The sequence below is a fragment of the Chitinibacter tainanensis DSM 15459 genome, assembly GCF_000429785.1.
Classification (GTDB): Bacteria; Pseudomonadota; Gammaproteobacteria; order Burkholderiales; family Chitinibacteraceae; genus Chitinibacter; species Chitinibacter tainanensis.
The window spans coordinates 605697-631228 of sequence record NZ_AUCN01000009.1 but is presented as its reverse complement, the minus strand read 5'-3'; the positions used below and the strand labels follow the sequence as shown (position 1 = coordinate 631228).

The following is a 25532-nucleotide window of genomic DNA, read 5'->3' as shown; positions in this document are numbered from 1 at the left end:
AAACACATAAACCTTTCATCTTCGCCCCTTACATTGCTCGGCTGGCATTTCGCCATCACAAGAATGAGAAACAGGGATGAAACACACTACACCACACTGCAAAACGCTAGTGGCAGCAATTGCTTTAGCTATGGCAGGCCCGAGCTTAGCTGCCAGTTCAGTAGTCATTAGCCAGATTTATGGCGGCGGTGGCAATAATGGCGCCACTTATCGTAATGATTTTATCGAGCTTCTGAACACCAGCAACCAGCCGGTCGAATTAAACAACTGGTCAGTACAATACGCCTCGGCAACAGGTGGTAGCTGGCAGGTCACCCCATTAAGTGGCACGCTCGCAGCCGGGCAATATTTGCTAATCTCGCAAGCAACAGGCCAGGGTGGCAGCCAAGCATTACCGACACCAGACTTCAGCGGCAATATCGCGATGAGTGCCAGCGCAGGGAAAGTGGCCTTGGTGCGCAATCAAATCGCACTCGCCTGTGGCAGCAACTGCGCTGGCGCGGCTGAGGTTGCTGATTTTGTTGGCTTTGGTAGCGCGAACGCTAGTGAAGATAAACCGGCACCCGCTCCTTCCAATAGCCAATCGATTAGCCGCAAACTCAATGGCTGCCAAGACAGCCAAAGTAATAGCTCCGATTTTGCCGTGGGTAGCGTCAATCCGCGCAACAGCGCCAGCCAATCGGTCACTTGCAGCAACAATCCAACTGACCCCAGCAAACCCACTGATCCCAGCGAGCCAAGCCAGCCACCTTCGGCAATCCGGATTCACGACATCCAAGGGCAGCGACATCTTTCGAGCTTGAATGGGCAAAGCGTTAGCCGCATTCCTGGGGTAGTCACCCAAGTGACAGCAGGCGGTTTCTTCATGCAAGACACTCTGCCAGATAATAATCCGCTCACATCGGAAGGCATTTATGTTTTCACCAAAACCGCCCCCACGGTCGCGATTGGCGATGCCGTTGAAGTGAGCGGCAAGGTTAAAGAATACCGCCCAGGCGGTGTAGACAGCGCCCAACTCACTGTCACCGAGCTAGAAAGCAGCATGGCGCAGATTAAGATCACGGCCCAAAAACAAGCACTGCCAGCGCCGATCGAGATCACGGGCAAAATTCCCGCGCGCTACTGGCAAGGTGCGGCCGTCGATGTAGAAACTAGCCCGCAACTCGATCTTAAAAATGCGCTCGATTTCCTAGAGTCACTCGAAGGCATGCGAGTTAGCGTCACCGGCGCCCAAGTCGTTGGCCCTACTCAAAGCTACGCTGCCCACGATACGGCAATCGTTGCGAACTATCGCCAGCAAACCACACTACCCAATCAACGAGGCGGCATTACCATCACGGAAGATGAGCGAAACTCGGGCCGTCTGATTCTGGTGAGTGGCAACGCGGTGGTGCCTGCAGCCAATGTTGGCGATAGCTTCCAGTATGCAGTCGGCGTGCTGGACTATAACTTTGCGAATTTCCGCCTCATTGCCAGCGATCTGGCCCCGCTTAGCCGTGGCAATTTGCAGGCTGAAATCACACGTGCAGCCGCTGCCGATGAGCTGACACTGGCTTCATTCAATGTGGAAAACCTCGACCCGAAAGACGATCCGGCCAAAATCAATCGCCTAGCGAGCCAGATTGTCACCAATCTACGCAGCCCGGATGTGGTTGGCCTGATGGAAGTGCAAGATGGTAACGGCGCCACCGATACTGAATTGGTAAGTGCAGCCGCCACCATGGAGGTGTTGCTGAATGCTATTCGCCAAGCTGGTGGACCAAATTACAGCTATCGGCAAATTGATCCCGACCGCAATCAGGATGGCGGCGAGCCAGGCGGCAATATCCGCCAAGTGCTGATGTTTAATCCAGCGCGAGTGAGTTTCATCGATCGCCCAGGTGCGACGGCCAATACCGCAGTTAACAGCGTGACTTGTGCAGAGATTGCCTGCCTGACCCACAGCCCGGGTCGCATCCAGCCGGCCAGCAACGCCTTCAATAACAGCCGCAAGCCTTTGGTGGGCGAGTTTATGTTCAACGGGCATAAACTGTTTGTGATCGCCAATCACTTCAACTCTAAAGGTGGTGATCAGCCGGTAGCAGGCCGCTTCCAGCCACCGACCTTGAGCAGCGAGGTGCAGCGCAATCAGCAAGCGCAAATCGTGGCCGATTTTGTTCGTGACCTAAAAACCCTTAATCCAAATGCCAAGGTCGCCGTCATGGGTGATTTGAACGACTATCAGTTCTCAGCGCCGCTGGCCAAACTTAAGGCGGCCGGCATGGTGGATATGGTAGAGCAATTGCCGGAAAGCGAACGCTATAGCTATGTGTTTGAAGGTAATAGCCAAGTGCTCGATCATATCCTGCTGTCTGACAATCTCGCGCGGTTCGCTGAATATGATGTCGTGCATACCAATGCCGAATTTGCCGATCAAGTGAGCGACCACGATCCTGAAGTAGCTCGCATTCGACTTCCGCAAAGCATCCAAGACGTCACGGCACAATTTAGCCTCAGCAAATCTGGCCTCGTGCTCGATCTGAAAACCAAACAATACCGCAGCCAAGTGATCACCCGGGCGGTGACGGCTGCTGCTGGCAATTATCGCTTGGTGGTTAAAGGTTTGCCTGCCGGGGTATCTCTCGCAAATGCAACAGCACCAAGCGCTAGCGGCCCATACATCAGCTTTACTGCTGGAAACACCGTACAACTACAGTTCAGCAACCCAAGCAAACAAGCTTTTGGCTACGAGCTAGCCGTTGAACAAGCGGTATTTAATTACTGATTCAGAGAGAAAGATCATGCGTTTAACTATTCACCAGTTCGCCAGTGCCATGGCGCTCATTTTGGCCACACAGGCGGCCCAAGCCCAACTTTTTTCGGTAAAAATTGATACCCAAGCCTTGCAAGGCATGGATGGCATTTTATCGTTTCAACTCGGTGGCGATGCCAATCGTCCTAGCGTTTTAGCCACCATCAGCCGCTTTACCGGTGCTCAACTGGGCGATGTGCTGGATCAAAGTCAGCAGCAAGGCCAGCTTAGCCAGCAATTGCAACTCAACAGCCAAGGTGCCCAAGCCTTAGCTAGCTGGACCCAATCCATCATCTATGGTCATCAATTGCACTTTGTGCTCGACTTCGCCGGCGACTGGCTGAATCAGCCTAGCACAGACGGCATGAGCTTTAGCTTGCAGCTACTCGATAAAGACTTCAATCTGCTCAAAACCAATCAGGCCGGATTAGCCGCGCTGCAGTTCAATGCCTTGCCCGGCCAGCTGCAACAAGACCTTGCCACGGGTGTGCAAGTCGCCCCAGTGCCCGAGCCAGAAAGCTATGCATTGCTGGGACTGGGGCTCGCCGCACTGTACGCCCGCAGCCGTCGCCGCCAACGATAAACCCGTTGGTTTAATAAAAAACCGCCCCACGGGGCGGTTTTTTGTTGCCGGATTGCAAACCGTTCAGGCACGTACATCCACATTCTGCCCCAGATGGGCTGGGTTCACCGTGGCTGGCGCCGGTAATGCCGCCAGCAGGCTGAGTGTGGTGTTGGCTTGCAGATCCATGGCTTTTTTAAGCACCATTAACGGTGCCACATCACTAGGCGCCGCATTACTAGCGGCATTAACCAAGCCTGCGTCCATAGGACCTCCCGTACATTGACTTCACCCGCCCAAGGCGGCGGAATCGGCGCAGTAAAACAGCGCTGATGTTACACTATCGGCATGAAAGCGCCTCCCTTTATCCATTTACGCCTCCATTCCGAATTTTCTGTGACCGACGGTATCGTCCGCCTGGACGACGCGGTTAAACGCGCCAAGACCGAGCAAATGCCGGCCTTAGGCGTTTCGGATTTAATGAACTTGTTTGGCATGGTCAAGCATTACAAAGCTTGTCGCAATGCCGGCCTGAAACCGATTGTTGGCGTTGATGCCTGGGTCGAAAATGAAGACGACCGAGATAAGCCTTACCGCATTTTACTAATTTGTAAAAACCGTGCCGGCTATGGCCGCCTTTGTGAGCTTCTCACCGAAGCCTACAAGCACAATCAATACCGTGGCCGTGCCGAGCTGAAAAAGGCCTGGCTGGCCGCCGGTGATAACAGTAGCCTGATTTGCCTCTCAGGGGCGGAGCTCGGCGAAGTTGGGCAATACATCCTTGCCAATAACGATGCAGCGGCGCTAGCGGCGGCGCAATGGTGGCAGGCGCAGTTCGCCGGTAACTACTATTTGGAAATTCAGCGCACTGGCAATCCGAGTAGCGAAAATAGTCTGCAAGGGCATCTCGATTTAGCCGCCCAACTGGATTTACCGGTGGTGGCCACCCATCCGATTCAATTTATGGATCGGGATGACTTTAAAGCCCACGAAGCACGCACCTGCATTGCCGAAGGCTATGTCATGGCCGACAAGCGCCGACCCAAACGCTTTACCGAAGAGCAATATTTCAAATCGGTCAGCGAAATGCAAACCCTGTTTGCGGATCTACCCGAAGCTTTAGCCAATACCACGGTGATTGCGCAGAGCTGCAATCTGAATGTCGTACTGGGCAAAAACTACCTGCCGCTCTTCCCGACACCCGATGGCATGACGCTGGATGATTTTCTGGTGTATGAGGCCAAACGCGGTTTGGAAATGCGCCTTGCGCAGCTATACCCCGATGAGGCTAAACGCGAAGCCGAGCGCCCACGCTATTACGAACGGCTGAAGTTTGAAACCGACACCATTATTCAGATGGGGTTTCCGGGTTACTTCCTGATCGTGGCGGACTTCATTGCCTGGGGTAAGGTCAACGGCTGCCCGGTTGGTCCGGGCCGTGGCTCAGGTGCAGGCTCGCTAGTGGCCTATAGCCTCGGTATTACCGACATCGACCCAACCGCCTACGCCCTGCTGTTCGAGCGTTTCCTGAACCCTGAGCGGGTATCGATGCCCGACTTCGATATCGACTTTTGTCAGGAAAACCGCTGGCGTGTGATTGAATACGTGCGGGAAAAATACGGCGCCGAAGCGGTCAGCCAGATTGCCACTTTCGGTACGATGGCAGCCAAAGCCGTGGTGCGCGATGTGGGCCGGGTGCTGGATTTGCCGTATATGTTTTGCGATGGTGTCTCAAAACTCATCCCCGCCGCCCCGGGCAAGCAATATAGCCTTGATGATGCCGTGGAGATGGTGCCTGAGCTTGCCGAGCGGATCGAGCGCGAGGAAGAACTCAAAGAGCTGTGGGAGCTGGCGAAAAAACTTGAGGGCCTCACCCGTAATATCGGCATGCACGCGGGTGGCGTGTTGATTGCCCCTGGGCAAATTACCGATTTCTGCCCGGTGTATCAGGCTGCGGGCGAAGACGCCTCTCCCGTGTCGATGCTGGATAAAGACGACGTTGAGCAAGTGGGTTTGGTGAAGTTTGACTTCTTGGGCCTGCGCAACTTAACGATTATCGAGTTAGCGCTGCAATACATCAAAGAGCAAACCGGCGAATACCTCGATTTAATGAGCTTGGGCTTTGAAGATCAGGCCGCCTATCAGGTGTTCCGCGATGCCAATACCACCGGCGTATTCCAGGTCGAGTCGGACGGGATGAAACGCCTGCTGGAAAAGCTCGCCCCTGACCGTTTCGAGGACATTATTGCGGTATTGGCACTTTATCGTCCGGGCCCACTGGGCTCGGGGATGGTGGACACCTTTATCAACCGGAAAAAAGGCATCGAGCAACCCGACTATTTCCACCCGGATCTTGAGAAATGCCTTGAGCCGACCTACGGCGTGATCGTGTATCAAGAGCAGGTGATGCAGATTTCACAGATTATTGGTGGCTATACCCTCGGTGGCGCCGATATGCTACGTCGCGCGATGGGTAAGAAAAAGCCGGAAGAAATGGCCAAGCACCGGGCGACCATTGCCGAAGGTGCCGCCAAGAAAGGCTACGATCCGGCACTGGCTGAGCAGCTGTTCGATCTGATGACTAAGTTTGCCGAGTATGGTTTTAATAAATCGCACACGGCCGCCTATGCAGTGGTGTCGTACCACACTGCTTGGCTAAAAGCCCATCACACCGCCGCCTTTATGGCCGCCACGATGTCATCCGAGCTGGATAACACCGATCAGCTGAAAGTTTTTTACGATGACTGCCTCGAAAAAAACAGACTCGAACTCCTACCGCCGGATGTCAATCAAAGCTTCTATCGCTTCGTGCCGGTCGGCAAACGGCAAATTCGTTACGCGCTGGGCGCCATCAAAGGGGTGGGCGAGAGCGCCGTGAATATGATCGTGGCCGAGCGCGTGAAAAACGGCCCGTTCACCGATCTGTACGATCTGTGCCGCCGCACCGATAAAAAAGAGGTGAATAAACGGGTACTCGAAGCGCTAATCCGTGGTGGCGCTTTTGATGCCATCGACGACCATCGCGCCCGCTTGATGGCCAATGTGGAACAAGCCATGGCCGTGGCAGATGCCGAAGCGGCCAACGCCAATCAGATTAGCTTGTTCGATATGCTCGAGCCAGCGGCGGCGCCGCAAATCGAAATGATTGAAGCGCCGCGCTGGGATGATAAGGTCAAGCTCGCCGAAGAAAAAACCGCGATTGGGTTTTATCTGTCGGGCCATCCGTTTGACGCCCACGCCAAGGCCATCAAAGGCCTGATCAAAACCCGGCTCGATCGGCTGCAAAACCAGCGCGAACCGCAATTTATTGCCGGGATTGTGGCTGGGATGCGCGTCAAAAATGGTGAACGCGGCCGCATGGGCTTTGTGCAGCTGGATGACGGCAATGGCAAAGTTGAAGTGGCGCTGTTTTCTGAGGTATTTGAAGCCAATCGCACCAAGGTCAAAGATGATGCTTTGATCGTGGTGGAAGCCAAAGTGTCGGAAGACCGCTTCTCCGGCGGGCAACGGATCGTGGCCGAGCGGGTATTCGATATCGCCGAAACCCGCAGCCATTTTGCCCGCGTATTGCGACTCAACCTGGGCACGCAGGCTGATGAAGCCCGGCTACGGCAAGTACTGTCAGCGCATTGCGCCGATGAAGGCTGCGCGGTCGAGGTGGATTATCAAAACAGTTCGGCGCGTTGTACCGTGCGGCTGGGGCAGCACTGGCGCGCGGTGCTGCGCGATGAATTGCTGCTCGAACTCAAAGAATGGCTGGGGCCGCAGGCGGTGGAAGTGAAGTTCTAGCCCTGAGCAAGCTCTTCTCGGCAAATTCAAGCAAAGACTTGCCCAATTAAAACCCCCGCTTTGGCGGGGGTTTTGTAATTTAAACATACCCTAGGCAGTATGCAGTGATGGCGCAAGCTGTGCGGGCTTTCCAAAGAAATACCCCTGCGCAAAATCCACCCCAATGGCGGCCAGCTCTTGCAGGATAGCCTCGTTTTCCACAAATTCGGCGATCGTTTTACAGCCCAAGCTGTGGGCAATGTCGTTCACGGCAATCACCATTTGCCGGCTGACTTTATCATGCGCAATATCCGTCACCAGTGAGCCATCAATCTTCAGGTAATCCACCGGTAGCGATTTCAGATAATTAAACGAAGAGAAGCCGCTGCCGAAATCATCAAGTGCAAATTTGCAACCACGAGTGCGCAAGGTTTCGATAAAGATCGACGACTCTTTGAGATTGGCAATCGCTGCCGTCTCGGTAATCTCAAAACAGATCAGATACGGCGGCACCTGTGCCTGATCCAATTGCGCCAGAATAAAGGCCAGCGTTTGCTTGGTGAGCGATTTGCCCGAAAGATTAATCGCAATATGCGGCAAATCTTCATTGCGACTTTGGCAATCGGCTAGATAGCGGATGCTGTTTTCTACCACCCAACGATCCACCTGCGCCATCATGTCATAACGCTCGGCGGCCGGAATAAATGCCCCAGGCGCAATCACCCGCCCCTGCTGATCAATCATCCGCAACAATACTTCCAGATGATGTGCTGATTGATCGAGCTGATTCATCGGCATGATGGCCTGATAGTAAAGCAGGAAGCGATTTTGCTCGAAGGCCTCTTTGAGGGTAGCCAAGAGCTGGATTTCATTGTGCCGCTCTTGCAGGCTACCATCTTCGTGGCTATACCAACTGAGCTGATTTCGTCCGGCATCTTTCGCGGCAAAACAGGCCACATCGGCCTGGCTCATAGCCTCTTGCGGGCTGGCGCATTCTTCATCCAACTGCACCAAGCCAATACTTACCGTGACGCCATGCGGGCGATCCTGCCAGACAAAGCGAAACTGCATCAGCGCATGCAGAATGCGCTCGGCCAACAGTTCAGCCTCTTCGCGCGTTGCCGAATTTAAAAGTACGCCAAATTCATCGCCACCCAAACGCCCCAGTAACGAGCGCCCCGGCAGCATCAAGCCCTGCAATAGCGCGGTGACATTTTTCAGCAGCTCATCTCCAGCCAGATGGCCGCAGGTGTCGTTAACTACTTTGAATTGATCCAGATCCAGCAGCATCAAGTATTGCTGGGTTTGCCCCTTCAGCGCCGCCTCATGCGCACGCGCCAATGCCGATTCAAACCCGCGCCGATTGGTTAGGCCTGTCAGGTAATCATGCTCGGCCTGATAGGCTAGTTTCTCGGTTAGGGCTTGCGATTCGGTCACATCGTGCAACACCAGTACCAGCCCAACCACCTGACCGTCTTGATCGGAAATTGGCGCTACGGCGTATTCCACATGCAACTGATGACCATCGCGATTAAGTAGCGTCGCTTTCAGGCCATTTTGCGGCTTGAGCTTGTCGCGCGCCGCTAGGAGCACGCGATACAAATCGTCGGGAGTAAGGTCGCCCCCTAAACAGAGAATATCGGCAACATAACGTTCACGGGCATCATGGCTGGACCAGCCGCATAGTGATTCTGCAGCAGGGTTAATCAGCTTTATTCTAAATTCGCTATCGGTGGTGATGATGGCGTCAGTGATTGAAATCAGCGTTACTTCGGCCAACTCTTTCTCAACATACAGCGCCCGCTGCGCCAATTCGCGCTCTTCGTGCCCATCACGGATATTTCGCCGCATTTCGTTGATCGCATCCACCAAGGTTTGCATCTCATCGGGCTTGGTGTGATTTCGTTGAATGCGCAGCGGTTCGGAGAGCTGCTGATAATTAAAATGCCGAGTGTAATCCGCAATTTGGCTCAGATGGCGCGCGATGAGCTGATGGTAGAGAAACAAAAAGAAAATCGCGGCAGTGGTCATCCCGAGCCCTTGCAGCAGTAGCAGGCGGATAAACTGACTGTAGAGACGCGATTCAAGCTCAGTAAGGGTGCTGCTAAGCTGCAGTTCCCCAAGTACCACTTCACGATTATTCAGTGGGTGCTGGTAAACCACCGGGAATTTAGCGGTAACGAGATTATATTGCCCGTAAACATCGCCGGCACTGTATTGCTGACCGTCACTTTCCACCAACAAGGCGTGTTTAACCACGCGCGTTTGTAGCAAAGAATTGAGTTGGCCGCGAATCGCCTCTGTATTCACCAACCATAAGTTACTGGCGAGCTGAGGCGTGGCACTTTGCCCCAGCGTCTGCAAGTCTGACTGGGTTTGCGCAAGGCTGCGATCATACTCCTGCTTCAATAGAAACAGTGTCATCGCTACCGTCACCACCAGCCCCGAGGCGAACACCGCAATAATCAGGTGCCAGGCTAAACGGTTTGCGGTGTAAAAACGGCCGATGCGGTGGAAAAATTGAGAAAACACCTAAGTGGACACCTGATTAATTCATTTGAAACATCGTGCTGGATTCAGAATAAACGCAGCCTTGTAAGGAAACAAGTCTGATCGTCAGCGCAACCGCGATTAAGCGACATCTCACCAACATTGCAAGTCTTTACAATACCAAGCGACAGCAAACCCGAGCGCAGAGAAAGTTATGCACTGTACAGCCAGCAATCGCGACCAATCGGTAATTGTACCGCAGCAGCGAGAAAAAAGTGTTGTAAATCAATGGTGCACATTCTATATACCCCTTGCGGGTATCAGGTATAGCCACTAAGATACCCCTATGGGTACTTCCTCGCACACATCAGCCAGCAATCATTCCCTGCAGATACCTATCGAGGGGATGACTTGTGCTGCCTGTGCGCAGCGTTTGGAAAAACAACTCAATCGGCTGGACGGCGTCGCCGCGCAAGTGAATTTCGCAACCGAGACCGCTAGCATCAGCACCAATCCCGCGCAATGGCCTGCCGTGCTGGCACAAATCAGCGCCAGTGGCTTTCAGGCCCGCATGCAGACAATTCAGTTCAAGATCGGCGGCATGAGCTGCGCAGCCTGCGCGACGCGGCTGGAAAAAGTGCTGAATAAAAAGCTACTTTTGAGCGCCACTGTCAATTTCGCGAGCGAAACCGCCACCCTCACTGCGCCGCATGGGTTGTATAGCATTAACCAGCTGCAAAACTGGATTAGTGCAGCAGGGTTTACTGCCAACACGGAAGAAACCGAACCTGCGCGAAGCCGCACCTCAGTTCGCGCCCCACTGCCACTGATCTTGGCTTTGCTCTGTGCGCTGCCGTTCTGGCTGGATATGCTGCTGATGCTCGCCGGTCTGCATACGCTGGCCTTGCCAGCTTGGTCACAGCTGATTTTAGCAACATTGGTTCAAACCATCGCCGGTTGGCGTTTTTATCGTGGTGCCTGGCTGGCGTTACGTGGCGGCGCTGCGAATATGGATGTGCTGGTGGCACTCGGCACCACGGCAGCTTGGGGGCTGAGTGTTTGGCATCTTTTTGCGCAAAATCCAGCCTTGTATTTTGAAGCTAGCGTCACGGTAATTGCGCTGGTCTGGCTGGGCAAATGGCTGGAAGAGCGGGCCAAGCGCCAAACCGGGGCCGCCATCCGTGCTTTGCTCACGCTACAACCGACTACCGCCCGCGTACTACGCGCTGAACAATGGCAAGAGTTACCGATCGCCACATTGCAGCTCAACGATATCGTGCAAGTGCGGGCCGGTGAAACCATCCCGATTGATGGCGAACTGCTGCTTGGCGGGCTCAGCGTGGAAGAAGCCATGCTCACTGGCGAAGCGCAGCTGCAAGACAAAACCATTGGCGACAGCGTGTATGCCGGCACGCGCAATCAGCTCGGTAGCGCGCAAATCCGTGTCACCGCGCTCGGGGCCGACACACAGCTCAATCAGATTATCCAACTGGTGCAAGCCGCCCAAGGCAGCAAAGCGCCGATTCAGCAGCTGGCTGATCGCATCTCGGCTTGGTTTGTGCCGGCAATTTTGCTGATTGCTGCGCTCACTTTGCTTGGCAATCTATATTTCCTGCACGCAGCCGACGCCGCCATCTTGCGCGCGGTCGCCGTACTGGTGATTGCCTGCCCTTGCGCGCTTGGCTTAGCGACGCCCGCTGCGGTGATGGTCGGGCTGGGGCTGGGGGCGCAGCGCGGTATTCTTTTTCGCAACGCCGGCGCTCTCGAAACCGCCAGCCAGCTCAATACCCTGTTGGTGGATAAAACCGGCACCTTGACCACCGGTGAGCCCAGCCTGCAAGAGCTGATCGTACTGGATAACAACTACAGCACCACCGAACTCCAGCGTCTGGCCGCCAGCCTGGAGCAACACAGCCAGCACCCGCTGGCGCGTGCCATTTTGGCGGATCTGCCCGCCACAGCGCTGTGGCCAGCGAGCGACTTGCAGCAGGAAGCTGGCGCGGGTTTAAGCGGCACAGTGAATGGGCAGCAGATTCAAGTGGGCAAGCCCGAGTGGGCGTTTGCTGGCCAGCATACAGATACATACCAGACGTATCTTTCCAGCGGCTATACGCTAGTGGGCATTGCGATCAATACCCACCCTGCGGGCCTGATTTTGTTGCAAGACACTTTACGCGCCAGCACCCCCGAAGCTGTGCAGACGCTGCGCGAGCATGGGGTGGACTTGGAAATCTGGAGTGGCGATCAACCCGCCGCAGTGGCGGCCATCGCGCAGCAGCTCAATATCACGGCCGCGCATGGGCATAGTACTCCAGCCGACAAACACGCCGCCGTCACCCGCCTGCAAGCCAGCGGGCTGCGCGTGGGTATGGTCGGCGATGGAATTAATGATGCGCCCGCCCTCGCCGCTGCCGACGTCAGCTTTGCCATGCAGGCCGGGGCCAGCGTGGCATTGGAAACCGCCGATATCACGCTGATGCACAATGATTTACGTCAGATCAGTAGCGCCATCGTGCTCTCGCAAGTCACCTTGCGCAAGATCCGGCAAAACCTGTTTTTTGCTTTTATTTACAACATTCTGGGCATTCCGCTGGCGGCCTTAGGTTGGCTCAACCCGATGCTGGCCGGCGCAGCAATGGCGCTGTCATCTCTATCGGTGATTGGCAACGCCTTGCTGCTGAAACGAATGCGCTGGTAAGGAATCAAGATGAGTACGCACAGCAGTATTGAAATCAACATTGCGGGCATGAGTTGCGGCGGCTGTAGCGCAGCGGTCACGCGTGCATTGGAAGCCGTTGCGGGGGTGATTTCGACCACCGTGACCTTAAACCCCGGCAAGGCACACATCGTGTTCGATGCCACGCAAACCAGCCGCGCGGCGCTGGAAACCACCATAGAGGAAGCTGGATATGACATCATCCCTGAAGCAAGAGCGTGAAAACAAAGATCAACTGATCAAACGCCTGAACCGCATTGTCGGTCAGGTGTCTGGCATTACCCGCATGATCGAAGAAGATCGCACCAGCAGCGAAGTGCTGAATCAAGTGGCTGCCGCACGCTCTGCGCTGGATGCCCTGGCTTTGATTCTGCTTGAGCAACAAACTCAAGACTGCATCGCCCAAGCGCTGAAAGCCGGCAAGGCCGACGCTGCAGTGGCGGATCTCTTGCAAGTAATTAAGAAAGTACGTGGCTAAGCCTTGATGCCGCATCCAGCAAAAAACCACGCCGCGGCGTGGTTTTTTCTGGCTATGACTAGCGCCAAAACAACAGGTATATTGCACTAAGCCAATATTAATAATATCTAGAGCAACATACCCAGACAGGTATTGCAGCAGGGATTACAGCGGCTGCAGATTCAGTTTCTTAAACAGCGCCTTATCACCTTCCACATCCGGGTTACCGGTGGTCAGCAGTTTATCGCCGTAGAAAATCGAATTCGCTCCCGCCAAGAAACACAGCGCCTGCATTTGCTCAGGCATTTGCTGACGGCCGGCCGAGAGGCGAACATAGGTTCTTGGCATGATAATCCGCGCCACGGCAATCGTGCGCACGAACTCGGTCCAATCTACTTTTTCCGAGCCATCAAGCGGCGTGCCATCAATCTGCACCAGATTATTGATCGGCACCGAATCCGGTTGCGGATCAAGATTGGCCAGCTGGGTGAGCAGCCCCACCCGATCCAGCCGCGTTTCACCCAAGCCTACAATCCCGCCGGTGCAGACATTCAGCCCGGCCTGGCGCGCTTTACCAAGGGTATCGAGCCGATCGGCGTAGCTATGGGTGCTGACGATATCGCTGTATTTTTCTTCCGAGGTATCGAGATTGTGGTTGTAGTAATCCAGCCCCGCGTCTTTAAGCTGCTCGGCCTGCCCTTCTTTGAGCATACCGAAAGTGGCACAGGTTTCTAGCCCCAGCGCCTTTACACCGGCGATCATTTTCTTTACTTCATCCAGATCGCGGTTTTTCGGGCCGCGCCATGCCGCGCCCATACAGAAGCGTGAGGCGCCGTTTTCTTTGGCCACCGCCGCTACGGCAATAACTTCGTCGGCGTCCATCAGTTTTTGCGCTTCCAGACCGGTGTCATAGCGCTTGGATTGCGAGCAATAGCCACAGTCTTCCGAACAGCCGCCGGTTTTAACCGACAAGAGCGTCGAGAGCTGCACTTTATTGGCATCAAAATTGGCGCGATGCACTTGCTGCGCTTGAAACAGCAAATCATTAAACGGCAGGGCAAACAGCTCGGCCACCGCTTCCCGGCTCCACAAAGCTTGTTCTGGATGCGGGGTATGGCGCTTGAATTCGATGGTTTGACATTGGCTCATGCGGTGGCAATTCCTGTTTGGTTCTAAGCTTGAAGCTGGATTGTCCGAATGAGCGCCGGCATTGTCAAATTTATTCACGCATTTTTTGAACAACTTTATCCCGCAACAATGTTTGCTCTGCCGCAGCCTGCATCTGGGGCCCGCGCACGCCTGTTGCCCAGCTTGCCAGGCGCAGCTGACGCGCTGGGAGCAAACCCGCAGCTGCCCGCGCTGCGCCCGCCCTGCGACGGCGGGCGAATTATGCGGCCAGTGCCAGCGCCATCCGCCCGCCTTTACGCGCAGCTATGCCTTGTATCTCTATACCTCACCGCTAAAAGAGTTGATTCAGGCCGCGAAATTTGCCGGGCAGTGGCAACATCTGCGGAGCCTACTGCCACTCAGCATCCCCGCGTGGCAGCATGAGCTAAGCGGCATGGAAGCCCTTATCCCGCTACCGCTACACCCGCAGCGTTTGCGCGAACGCGGCTTTAATCAGGCTATGGAGCTGGCCCTCGGGCTGGCCAGCCAGCTGCACCTCCCCATTCACGCACACGCTCTCAGCCGCCAGCGCGACACCGAACATCAAGCCCGTTTGAGCGCCCGCGCACGCTGGAAAAACGTCCGCCGTGCTTTTACGACACATGGTGATCTCACCGGGCAACGCGTGCTGCTCATTGATGATGTGATGACCAGCGGCGCCAGCCTGCATGAGGCCAGCCGTACGCTGCTGGCTGCGGGGGCCAGCGAGGTGTGGACCTTGGTGCTGGCGCGCACACCTGAGGGCTTATCGCGCAAGCCATAAAACTCAATCACGCATGCCTAATCAAAACTCAGCGTGTATTTCACATCCACCGAGCTTTCATCCACGCCAACCCGTGAAACGATCGACCAATTGCGCGAGAGCTGCAGGGTAAAATTCACCGCATCGCTCAGGCCATTAAAGCTTTTTTCCAGCCCGACTTTCAGATTGCGGGTAAGGCGCTTGCTCACCGTTACAATCTGCGTGGTCGTGCCATCGCTTTCTTCTTTGGATTTGTAACCCACTTCATCAATCCCAAAGTTCCCCAGCAGGTCATCGGTGAGCGAAGAGCCAGCGCCGCCATTGCTGGCCATGGCGTTCAGCAATTGCAAGACCAGCGCGCCATCGGATTTCTCCATACTTTCAGTACCATGCCCGAACAGCAGCCAGGCGATTTTTTCCGCATCGGGTACATTGGGCTCGGAATACAGCGATACGCGCGGCGAATTGGCCGTGCCGCGCACTTCCACCCCGGCTTCTACGGCCTGATCACGGCGAATGGCTAAGATATCCAAAGTTGGGTTATCCAAAGGCCCATTAAAGGACAGAATACCGCGCTCAATCGCCAGCTTTTGCCCGTAGGCTTTGTACTCACCACCTTCGGTGTTAATGGTACCGACGGCTTTGAGGGTTTGTTTGGCGTCGGCCCGCACCCTGATCTTACCTTGCAGGCGGGAATCGAGCCCGGCGCCACGGAACATAAACTGCTCGCCCAGATCGAAGTCCACCAGCAGCGAAAACGGCGTCACTTCGGCGCGCTGGCGCTCGGCTTTGCGCCCTTTGATCACCACATCCGCGCCCAATTTTGGCGCATCCCCCGCCATTTGCGGCAGGCCTACATCGGCTTCATCGGCACGGAACTGGCCGGTAATATCCATGATGTTGTCTTTGAAATTGAGCGCGCCATTGCCGGATAAAACCAAGAACAAATCACTTCGGCTCATGGCCGTAAAGCGACTCGCAGTCAGCTTAAGCCCGCCATTGGCTTTACCACCCCGAAAATCCACTGCGCCGCTACCGGTGAGGCTGCCTTTGCCGCCCTTAAAATTAAAGGCGTTCACTTTTACCTGCTGGCCCACGAGGCCTAATTCAATCACCCCATCACTGAGTTTGGCGCCGCTGGCCGGGTCGTCAAAAGCCAGGCCATCTGCCCGCGCTACTCCGTCGAGCACCGGCAGAGTCAGCGTACCTCTACGATGCACATCCAGCCGCGCCTTACCCTGCAGCTTGGCCCCAGCAAGGAAGGGGTTAAACACACTCAGATCAGGTAGCTGGCCATTCAAGCGCACATCCAAAGGCGCGTGCTGGGCTAGGCGGCCGGCTTCCAGATCCAGCTGGGCCTGCGTGCTGGCGCTGATGCTGCCAAAGCGCTGGGTCTGGATTTGCAGCTGGCCATTCAGGCGATTCATCTGCAGATTGCCATTCAGTTGCAGATTTTGCAGCGTCAGCGGCAGGCGCTGGCCATTTTCTTCCAGCCAGGCCAAATCACCGGCTTGCCGGGCCAGATTGAATTGCCCATTTATGACCCCGCTGTAGTGCAGCTGCCATTGGCCAGCCAAAATGAGATCCGTGCGCGGGTTATTGAGCCTGGCCAGCTGCAACCATTCGGCCAACACCCCTTTTTGCAGCTGCCCACTGCTCTCCAATGCGCCGTTTTGCCATTGGGTTTGCTGCAGGCTAAGCAGACTTTGCCCCACTTGCAGATTCGCGGCCCCCAGATTCACCCGCTGCGCGCTTAGCTGCAAACTCGGGCTATTGCCTAGCTTAAAAGGTAAGCCGAATTGCCCACTAAGGCGATCGAGAACGCCCTGCCATTGCTGATTTTGCAGCCCGCCATGAGCGGCCAGCTGCAGATTGATGGCTTGCGCGCCTTGTTGGCCGCTGGCACTGAGATTGAGCTGATGCTGCTGCAGCATACCTTGCAGCGTCAGCGCCGCCTGCTGAATGCGCGTTTCGCCCATCTGCAAACCGCTTAGATTCAGCTGCCCATTTACGGGAGTATTGTTTTGCACACTGGTACTCAGTTGCAGCCGCGCTTGCTCTAGCTGCAGCCCTGCTACTTGCACGCCTTGCGCCTGCAAATTAGCCTCTAACTGCGGCTGGGCAAAGCGCCCGCGCAGCTGGCCTTGCCCGCTGGCTTTGCCGGCGAGGCCAAAGCCAACTTGCGCCAGATTGGGTAGCTCCAGCCGCCAATCAAGTTCATCTCCCGCCGCGCCCAATGCGCCTTGGGCGCTAAGGCGATTACTGCCGAGGCTGAGCCAGAAATCACTTTGCGTGAGGCGCTCGGGCGTGAGTTTAAGCACGCCGTTGCCCGCCAAAGCCTGGCCATTAAACACACTCTCGGCTAATTGATATTGCAAATCCAGCTGGGGTTTAGGCTGCAAAGCGCCTTTTAATTTAGCCTGCAGGCCAATACGCCCCGCGGGTATACCTTGCAGCCATTCGGCGGGATTCCAGCTGCGGGCTGCGAGCTCCAGTTGAAAATCATTCGGGGCATTGAGGTTGAATTCGCCTTTGGCCGCCAGCTGGCTGGTGCCGTGGCGCACTTCAGCCTGCCGGATCGCCAGCCGCCGCTGGGTTTCGGGCTTGATCCAGCCTAAATCAAGCTGCAGCGCCACTTGGCGGCTACTGTCTTCAATCTGCCCCTGCACACCGGGGCTGAGCCATGGCCCCAGCAATTTGAGCTGCCCTTGTAGCGCAGTTTTGGGTTGGGTGCTCCACAGTGCCTGGGCATCCAGCTGTTTCACCTGCAGCTTGAGCGCCATTTTGCCCTGCTCAACTTCACCCTGCGCCAGGAGCTGGCCTTTGCCCGGCACATTCAGCGCCAACTCTTGCACCCGCAAGCGCTCGCCTTGCACCTGCAGTTGGGCCAGCAGACGCTCGAGCGGCAAGCGCTGCTGATCCAGCGCGCCGGGTTGGCGATTATGCACTTCAATTTTCGCCTCAACGCCAGTGGGCGTAGGCTTAAAATACGCTTGTAACAGTAAATCAGCCTGTGGTGCTGCCGGCACCCAGGCAGCCGGATTAAACCCCGCCAGCTGCACATCACCATGGCGCACCATTTGATAGGCATAGGGCGCAAAGGCATCGATTTGCACATTGCCCTGTGCACTGACTTTGGCGTGTTTGAGCTGCAACTTAAGTTGCAAATCGCGCAGCGGCCCGCTCAGCTGGCCTTGGGCGCTAAATGCCTGCTCTTCCACCACCCCGGCAAATTGCACACTACCGCCGCTATAAAACGGCGCTTTGCCTTCGATATTCAGCTTCGCGTTCACTTGGCCTTGCGGCAATTGCAACTGGCTCAAGGTCAGCCGGTGAAAGCGGCCATTACTGGACACACTGGCAGCCAGATCGCGCAGTACCACGCCATCGACATCCAGTTTGACAATCCGCAGCTGATCCAGATGAATACCCAATGGCAGGGTTAAATCAGTGGGCGGTGGCGACGGTGGTGCTTGCGGCGGTTTGGGGGCGGTCTGAATCGTGAGCTGCCCGAGCGATACCCTGGGTAGGCTTAGGTCGCGCACGAGCAATAGATATGGCTCCCAGGCCAATACCCCGTAATCCAGCTCCAGTTTTAAATCGGCCGTCTTCACTTTGAGCTGTTTGATGGTGATTTCTGACCAGAATGAGCCTTCGATACTCTGCACCTGCGCCACATCGCTGTGGTTGATCAGATCCACTAGCCAGTAACGGCCACGCGCCGAATCCACCCAGCTTAAGGCCAGCACTGCCAGCAAGCTTAAGAGCCCGAAGGACAGCAGCGTGCTCCACACTAGCGCCCGCAATACGCGGCGCACTAAGCCATAGCGAGGCTTAGGCGCAGGCTGCGGCGGTGTTGCTGCATCGGCCCCTGATGGCTCAGGATGATTTAACTGCGGCTCAGGCGTGCTCAAAACACCAACCCCATGGCAAAGTGAAAGCGGATTTGCTGGAGGTCAACGCCATACGCCAAATCAAAACCAATTTGCCCAACCGGGCTATTCCAGCGCCCACCGACGCCGACCCCGGTCACCGTCTCAAGGTTATGCCAGGCCTCGCCGGCCCCGCCATGATCGACAAACAGCGCGGCTTTCCAGTTTTTGACAATCGGGTACTGATATTCGACCGAGGCCGTGGCCAGGACCCGGCCGCCAATCACCGAGCCATTACTTTTCACCCCCAGCGATTGATAGTCATAGCCGCGGACACTGCCCGAGCCGCCGGCGCGAAATAGCCAATCCGAGGTAATGCCTTCGGGCGATTTGGTAAAAGTCTCGCCCAGCGCGCCTTGCAAAATCACTTGCCCATCCTGGCCTATCCGGTGGTAATACGCCCCGCGGCCGTACAGCCGTAAAAAGGTCGCATCACTGAGTAAATACGCCGACGCACCGCCAATCTCGAGCTGAGCCAGATAACCATTGCGCGGGTTGCGGCGGTTATCCAGTTTGCGTTGCGTCCAGATGTGATTGAGGGTCAGGGTTTGCGGGCGCTCTTCGCTGCCATCGTTAAAGCGGCGATTTTCAATCTGATATTGCAGATCAAAAGTGCGCTCGATTTCATCGCCCTTTTTCAGCCGGGAAACGCCGGTTTTATACAGTTGGGAATCCAGCCCCTGTAAATCCTGATGCAGATAGCTCAGCCACACCCGATGTTCCCAATCACTGCGGCTTTGCGGCAAGGTGACCGATTGCTCAAACGCTTGCTCGCGCTGCTCTAGCCGAATGCGGCTATCGGCTACCCAGCCGCGATTGAATAAATTCAAATAGCGGTAGGCCAGCTCCGATTTCAGCAAGGTATTGGTGCTGTAACCCACACTGCCATTCACTCGATGCAGCGGTACTTCTTGCACATCAATGCGAATCGGCGCGGTATAGGGCTCTTCACCGCTGAGCTCGACATCGACCAAGGCGGTGGCAAATTGCGGCAGATTTTGTAGCTCGGTTTGTAGCTCCAGCAGCTCGCTGCGGCTATAGGGGGTACCTGCCGGGATCTTCACCCGATCGTGGATCAAAAATTCAGGATAACGCGACAGGCCATGGATGGTGTATGGGCCAAAAACATAGGCCGGACCACTATCGAGCACCAATTGATAGCTGGCCTCAGCGGTGACAGGGTCGATGCTGGCTTCACTGCTCAGCAGGCTGGCGGCGGGGAAATCGCGATTTTGCAAAATCTGCAGGCTGCGCTTTTTGTATTCATCCCAGCTGCTTTGGCTGAAGGGCTGGTTTTCCAGATTTTGCCCACGGCGGCCAAGGCGCTCGTTCACGCGGGCCAGCTTTTCCGGATCATGGTTAATCTCACCCTGTAGATCAACAGAGGTATGCTTCACCAGCGTTTGCGGGCCGGGCGTTACTCGCAGATACACTACCGGGGTATTTTGCTCTTGGCGTAATTCGCTCTCGATGGTCGGGGCAAAGTAGCCGGCAGTGGCTAGCAATTCGGTCGCGGCAGCCGGCAAGCCACTGACTTCACGCGCCAGCAGCTCGGGAGTCAGGCGGTTTTTCTTTTGCCACTGAAATAAATTCAGATATTGCAGTAAATCACTGACTTCACCGGGGGCTTCCAGCTGGATTTTGTAGTGCAATGAGCTTTCCTGCGCACACACCGGGGCGCACAGTAACACGGCAGTCCAGGGAACGATCCAGCGCAAATCAGCCACTCCTTTGCAAAAGGGCAACTCTACCAAAATCCCCGCCCGGCGGCAGCCAACACGGAAAAAATGGGCAAAAAAAACCCGATTCGTGCGGGGGCACGGAATCGGGCACAGGAGGATGGAGTCGATTGCGCAACCTAAGTCACGCGGGTACTACTTACTGCTACAACACACACACTACAAAACACTCGGCCAAAGCGGCGAGTCGGGCTCTTAGCGAGGCAGGGTCAGCTGCCAACCGTAAGATTTAACCAGCAGTTGCTGGAAAGACTCGACAGCTTTGGAAAATTTAATCAGCGAACGCATGATACTTCTCCTTGTCTAGTGGCCCTTCACCGCGAAGAACCGCTTGCTCATTCGATGAGTGAACTTTATCAAAACTACGAAATTAGCGCAAGCATTTTTGTAGCTTTACTACGTACAGATTTGTAACAACAACCAACAAAAACTACAAACAACCCCACTCAGCCACTGTTTTTTCAGCACTATTTTGTAATAATGACAAATAAGTGAAAATTCACAACGTAGCTAAACTACGTAAAAACCCTGATTAGCGCGCTAACAATTTCTGCTTCAGGCTCTCTTGCACGGGTTTATTGCCCAACCAGATCGTGAGTAAATCGCGTGCAAACTCATCCCCGGCAATCATCCCCAGTAATTTGCCGCGAAACTGCACCCGTACGCCTTCGCCTGGCAGCAGATCAAGCTGAATCACATCCCCGATTTTGGCTTCTTTGGCCGAGAGCAGTAGTTTTTCTAGCTCAGCAATCCGCGCCGCATGGGCGGTGTATTGCACGGCGCTCAGATTGTCTTTCAGCCCCTCGCTCAGCGCCTCGACCAAGGTTTTACCATCCACATCGCGCAGCATATTCAGCTGCAAGCGCCGCGGCTGGCGCAAGGCCAACACCGCCGCGGGGTCGTTGAGTTTGGCCGGGGTATAGAGCGCCGCCACATACACCTCGAACATCAGTTTTTTACGCACCCCGGCGCCATTGAGCTGCAGACTTTTGCCCGCCAGCTCCACCTGATCGGGCAAGATAATCCCGGCCACTTCAGCCGCCCACAGTGGCTGCATTGCGCAAGCCAGCAAGACCGTTAAAATTTGTTTTTTCATGGCTTTACTCCAGCGACAAAAAAGCCCACCAAGGCGGGCTCAGATTGATGACAAACCCCACTCGCGAAGCGAGGCTCCCCTCAAGGAGGGGACGGGAGGGGTGGGTATAGAACATCAAGGCTGCAGATTCAAAGCCTTCGCCCTTAGGCTCGGCTTTGCCGAGACTTGAAAAGTATTGCCCTTCCACTTGGTCAGCAGCCTGAGCCCGCCAAGGCGGGCTAGAAAAATTAGACCTGATTACAGCACCTGCAAAATACCCGCAGCCCCCATGCCTGTGCCGATACACATCGTCACCATGCCATAGCTGCCGGCTTTACCCTGACGGCGCAGGCCGTGGATCAGGGTGGCGGCACGAATGGCGCCGGTGGCGCCCAGCGGGTGACCGAGCGCGATCGCGCCGCCGTTGGGATTCACCTTGCTCATATCCAGCCCCAGATCGCGGCTCACCGCCAGCGCCTGAGCAGCAAATGCTTCATTCAGCTCAATCCATTCCAGTTGATCTTGCTGCAGACCAGCAAGTTTCAAGGCGGCCGGAATGGCTTCTTTCGGGCCAATCCCCATGATTTCTGGTGGTACACCTTTGACGGCAAAGGTCACGTAGCGGGCCAGCGGGGTCAGGTTGTATTCCTTCAGGATTTTCTCTGACACCACAATCAGCGCAGCCGCCCCATCCGACATTTGCGAGCTATTACCAGCGGTAACCGAGCCATTTTTTTGCGGGCTGGCAAATACTGGTTTGAGTTTGCCCAACCCTTCGAGGCTAGTATCCGCGCGAGGGCCTTCGTCGGCGCTCAGTACCTTGGTAAAGGTTTCGACTTCACCGGTGGCCAGATTGGGCACCCGATAGGTGACTTCCAGCGGCGCGATTTCATCGGCAAACGCCCCGTTGGCGGTGGCCGCTAAAGCACGGGTATGTGAAGCCAGGGCAAAGGCATCTTGGTCTTCACGGCTAATCCCCCACTGGGTGGCCACTTTTTCCGCGGTCAGACCCATGCCGTAGGCGATAGCTACATTTTCATCCCGCTCGTAAATCGAGCTACCGAGTGAGAGCTTATTACCGCCCATCGGCACCATCGACATCGATTCGGTACCCGCGGCGATCATGACATCGGCTTCACCGAGGCGGATTTTGTCGGCCGCCAGCGCCAGCGCATTAATCCCGCTGGAGCAAAAGCGATTGATGGTAATGCCGCCAACGGTATTGGGCAGGCCCGCCAGCAAGGCGCCAATCCGCGCCACATTCATGCCCTGCTCACCTTCGGGCATGGCGCAACCGACCACCACATCTTCCACTCGCGCCGGATCTAGCGCCGGCACTTTGGCCATCGCGGCGCGAATCACATGGGCCAGCAAATCGTCGGGCCGAACATTTTTAAGCATGCCGCGTGGCGCTTTGCCCACCGGGCTGCGCACGGCGGCGACCACATAAGCTTCCTGAATTTGTTTGCTCATTACGAGCTCCTCAAATAAATACGTCTAAGCCAGCTTGGGTTGGGGACTACGTGGCGGCACTACCAAACGCGTTTTCGCTTGCTAGGGCTGCAGGATATTTCCCAACCCCAGCAAAAGCCGCGCGTGTAGGCCGCCAGCCCCACCTTAATTGCGCAGTGGTTTGTTAAATTCGATCATGTGCATGATGCGTTCCTGGGTTTTGCCCTTTTTCAAGAGCCCCATAAAGCGCTCACGCTCCAGCTTAAGAATCCAGTCTTCATTCACCAAGGTACCGGCTTCAACATCGCCACCGGTCACCACTTCGGCGATTTGCATGCCGATATGGAAATCGTATTTGGAAATGAAACCACCCTCGAGCATATTGACCAGCTGCCCGCGAATGGTTGCCGCGCCTGAGCGGCCCGCCACCGGGAAGGCTTTCGGTGGCAGTGGCGCGCGATAGCCCGAGGCCGCCAAAGCCCGCACCTGCGCTTGAGCGACATACAGCAACTCGTTGGCATTCATCACCACAATATCGGACTCGCGCAAATAGCCGATTTGCTGGCCTTCTTCGGCGCTGGTGCCGACTTTGGCGGTTGCCATCGCCAGATAAAAATCTTTCAGCGTTTCCAGGATATTGCCATTGCGCGCCAGCTTGGCCGCACGCTGGGCGAATTCTTTGCACCCGCCACCGGCTGGCAGCAGGCCGACCCCAACCTCAACGAGCCCGATATAGGTTTCCACATGTGCCACGACACGGGCGCAATGCATGAGGAACTCGCAGCCACCGCCAAACGCATACCCTTGCGCTGCGCCAACCACCGGCACTTTGGCGTATTTGATGGCCTGCGAAGTAGCCTGAAACTCGGCCACCATGTGCTCAATAGCCGCAAAATCACCGGTCATAAAGGCCGGCCCCATACTGAGCAAATCGGCGCCCACCGAGAATGGCGCCTCAGGGTGCCAGATCACCAAACCTGGGTGGTATTGCTCGGCAAGCTTGATCGCTTCTTGCACTCCAGCCAATACCCCCGCCCCAATACAATGGGCTTTGGTTTTAAAGCTGAGCACTGGCACATCTTGCCCACCTGTTGCGGTGGGTGGCAACCACATCCGTACGCTGTCATTTTCATACAGGGTTTGGCCATAATCTGGCGCCGCCTCGCCCAGCAAACGTGGCGGGTAAAGCTGGCGCTGATACACCGGCAGATTCGAGCGCGCCTGCAAAGTATTCTCCGCCGCACTGTAGGAGCCACCCGCAGCATGGACACCCTCGCGCTGCATGACCCAAGCCGGTAGCGGCGTAGCCGACAGCGTTTTCCCCGCGCTAATGTCAGCGGCAATGGCCGCCGCAACAGCTTGCCAGCCAGCCGCTTGCCACATTTCAAATGGGCCTTGCTGCCAGCCAAAACCCCAGCGGATCGCAAAATCCACATCGCGCGCATTGTCGGCAATATCTGCCAATTGCACGGCGATGTAATGCCACACATCACGCAAGCAGGCCCACAAGAATTGGGCCTCAGGTAGCTCGGAGGCGCGCAGCGCTGCAAGCCGCGCAGCCGGGTCTTCGATTTTCAGCAGTGCCTTCACGGCATCGCTGGCTTTTTGCCCGGCAGGGATGTACTCACCCGCGCTTGGGTCGAGCATCAGCAGCTCTTTGCCATTCTTTTTGTAAATACCTGCCTTGGTTTTTTGCCCCAGCCCGCCATTGGCGATCAGGCCTTGCAGCCAATCTGGCGTTTTAAACAGGCCATGCCAAGGATCATTGCCCAAAGTGTCGGTCATGGTTTTGACCACATGGGCAAAGGTATCAAGACCCACCACATCGGCGGTCCGGAAAGTGGCTGATTTGGGCCGTCCTAGCCGTGGTCCAGTCAGATCATCGACCACATCAAAGCGAATGCCGAAGGCTTGCGCATGATGAATGGTGGCCAGCATTGAAAAGACACCGATGCGGTTGGCGATAAAGTTCGGCGTGTCTTTGGCACGCACCACGCCTTTACCTAGGCGCATCGTCAGGAAAGATTCAAGGGCATCCAGGGTATCGGCCTGCGAGCCTTGTGTCGCAATGAGTTCCACCAGATACATATAGCGGGGTGGATTAAAGAAGTGAATCCCGCAAAAGCGTGGGCGCACTTCAGCCGGCACACTGGCGGCCAGGCTTTCAATCGACAGGCCCGAAGTATTGGTGGCCAAGATCGCATGTGGCGCCAGATGCGGTGCAATCTTGGCATACAGATCGGCTTTCCAATCCAGCCGCTCGGCAATCGCTTCGATGACCAGATCACACTCTGCCAGCCGTGCCAGATCACTGCCGTAATTTGCGGCTTCAATCGCATCTACCCGCCCTGCCGACATTAAGGGAGCCGGCTTGAGTTTTTTCAGATTATCCAGCGCTTTGAGCACGATCCCGTTCGGATCGCCCTGCGGGGCCGGCAAATCAAACAAAATGGTGGGAATGGAGGCGTTGGCCAGATGGGCCGCGATTTGCGCCCCCATCACACCCGCGCCCAGAACCGCAACCCGGCGAATGGGCGCCGCGCCTTTGGGTGACAAAACAGCAGTCATTGTTGGAACCTCTATTGGGTGCAGAGCGCACCCGCAGCGAAAGCATCAGGTGGCTGCTGCTGCAGCCACCACC

General features: G+C 55.9%; 15 protein-coding genes. 7 read left to right on the top strand and 8 right to left on the bottom strand.

Going from position 1 to position 25532, the window contains the following annotated elements:
• Positions 1–76 precede the first annotated feature (76 nt).
• Together G482_RS17225 and G482_RS0104115 are read left to right on the top strand one after the other, a co-directional pair.
• The gene (locus G482_RS17225; RefSeq protein WP_084414449.1) at positions 77–2764 is read left to right on the top strand and encodes a DUF8508 domain-containing protein; all 2688 of its coding nucleotides are present in this window, start codon (positions 77–79) and stop codon (positions 2762–2764) included.
• A gap of 16 nt (positions 2765–2780) precedes the next feature.
• Entirely contained in the window at positions 2781–3374 is a 594-nt protein-coding gene (locus G482_RS0104115; RefSeq protein WP_028448969.1) for an NF038129 family PEP-CTERM protein, read from the top strand.
• A gap of 63 nt (positions 3375–3437) precedes the next feature.
• On the opposite strand, the gene G482_RS0104110 is transcribed toward G482_RS0104115, so the two are convergent.
• Entirely contained in the window at positions 3438–3620 is a 183-nt protein-coding gene (locus G482_RS0104110; protein WP_028448968.1) for a YjfB family protein, read from the bottom strand.
• An 81-nt stretch (positions 3621–3701) separates the two neighbouring features.
• Here G482_RS0104110 and dnaE point away from each other — a divergent pair, with 81 nt between their 5' ends.
• Positions 3702–7142, top strand: coding sequence for a DNA polymerase III subunit alpha (gene dnaE / locus G482_RS0104105; RefSeq protein ID WP_028448967.1), 3441 nt, complete (start codon positions 3702–3704; stop codon positions 7140–7142).
• A gap of 90 nt (positions 7143–7232) precedes the next feature.
• On the opposite strand, the gene G482_RS17220 is transcribed toward dnaE, so the two are convergent.
• Positions 7233–9653, bottom strand: coding sequence for an EAL domain-containing protein (locus G482_RS17220; RefSeq protein WP_084414448.1), 2421 nt, complete (start codon positions 9651–9653; stop codon positions 7233–7235).
• Between the two features lie 304 nt (positions 9654–9957).
• Between G482_RS17220 and G482_RS0104095 the strand changes: the two genes are divergently transcribed.
• The 3 genes from G482_RS0104095 to G482_RS0104085 are packed head-to-tail and all read left to right on the top strand — an operon-like array spanning position 9958 to position 12805.
• Positions 9958–12309, top strand: a complete 2352-nt coding sequence (locus G482_RS0104095; protein ID WP_034618722.1) for a heavy metal translocating P-type ATPase — start codon at positions 9958–9960, stop codon at positions 12307–12309.
• A gap of 9 nt (positions 12310–12318) precedes the next feature.
• A complete protein-coding gene (locus tag G482_RS0104090; RefSeq protein ID WP_028448965.1) occupies positions 12319–12549 on the top strand; it encodes a heavy-metal-associated domain-containing protein in 231 nt (76 codons plus the stop codon).
• On the top strand, positions 12521–12805 hold the full coding sequence (locus tag G482_RS0104085; RefSeq protein WP_028448964.1) for a metal-sensitive transcriptional regulator: 285 nt from the start codon (positions 12521–12523) through the stop codon (positions 12803–12805). Before G482_RS0104090 ends, G482_RS0104085 begins: the two co-directional genes overlap by 29 nt.
• A gap of 144 nt (positions 12806–12949) precedes the next feature.
• Here the strand turns inward: G482_RS0104085 and bioB are convergent, their stop codons facing one another.
• Positions 12950–13933, bottom strand: a complete 984-nt coding sequence (gene bioB, locus G482_RS0104080) for a biotin synthase BioB (protein WP_028448963.1) — start codon at positions 13931–13933, stop codon at positions 12950–12952.
• Positions 13934–13994: 61 nt separating this feature from the next.
• Between bioB and G482_RS0104075 the strand changes: the two genes are divergently transcribed.
• Positions 13995–14714 carry a ComF family protein gene (locus tag G482_RS0104075; RefSeq protein WP_051258700.1) on the top strand — a complete coding sequence of 240 codons (720 nt, stop codon included), beginning with the start codon at positions 13995–13997 and terminating at the stop codon, positions 14712–14714.
• Between the two features lie 17 nt (positions 14715–14731).
• On the opposite strand, the gene G482_RS0104070 is transcribed toward G482_RS0104075, so the two are convergent.
• From G482_RS0104070 to G482_RS0104040, 5 genes are all read right to left on the bottom strand, one after another.
• Positions 14732–18607, bottom strand: coding sequence for a translocation/assembly module TamB domain-containing protein (locus G482_RS0104070; protein ID WP_028448961.1), 3876 nt, complete (start codon positions 18605–18607; stop codon positions 14732–14734).
• The gene (locus tag G482_RS0104065) at positions 18604–20343 is read right to left on the bottom strand and encodes an autotransporter assembly complex protein TamA (protein ID WP_169721049.1); all 1740 of its coding nucleotides are present in this window, start codon (positions 20341–20343) and stop codon (positions 18604–18606) included. Before G482_RS0104065 ends, G482_RS0104070 begins: the two co-directional genes overlap by 4 nt.
• Before the next feature lie 553 nt (positions 20344–20896).
• Positions 20897–21460, bottom strand: a complete 564-nt coding sequence (locus tag G482_RS0104055) for a chalcone isomerase family protein (RefSeq protein ID WP_028448959.1) — start codon at positions 21458–21460, stop codon at positions 20897–20899.
• 237 nt (positions 21461–21697) lie between these two features.
• Positions 21698–22912: an acetyl-CoA C-acyltransferase gene (locus G482_RS0104045; protein ID WP_028448958.1), complete on the bottom strand. Its 1215-nt coding sequence runs from the start codon at positions 22910–22912 to the stop codon at positions 21698–21700.
• Between the two features lie 144 nt (positions 22913–23056).
• On the bottom strand, positions 23057–25459 hold the full coding sequence (locus G482_RS0104040; protein ID WP_051258699.1) for a 3-hydroxyacyl-CoA dehydrogenase/enoyl-CoA hydratase family protein: 2403 nt from the start codon (positions 25457–25459) through the stop codon (positions 23057–23059).
• Positions 25460–25532: the final 73 nt, after the last annotated feature.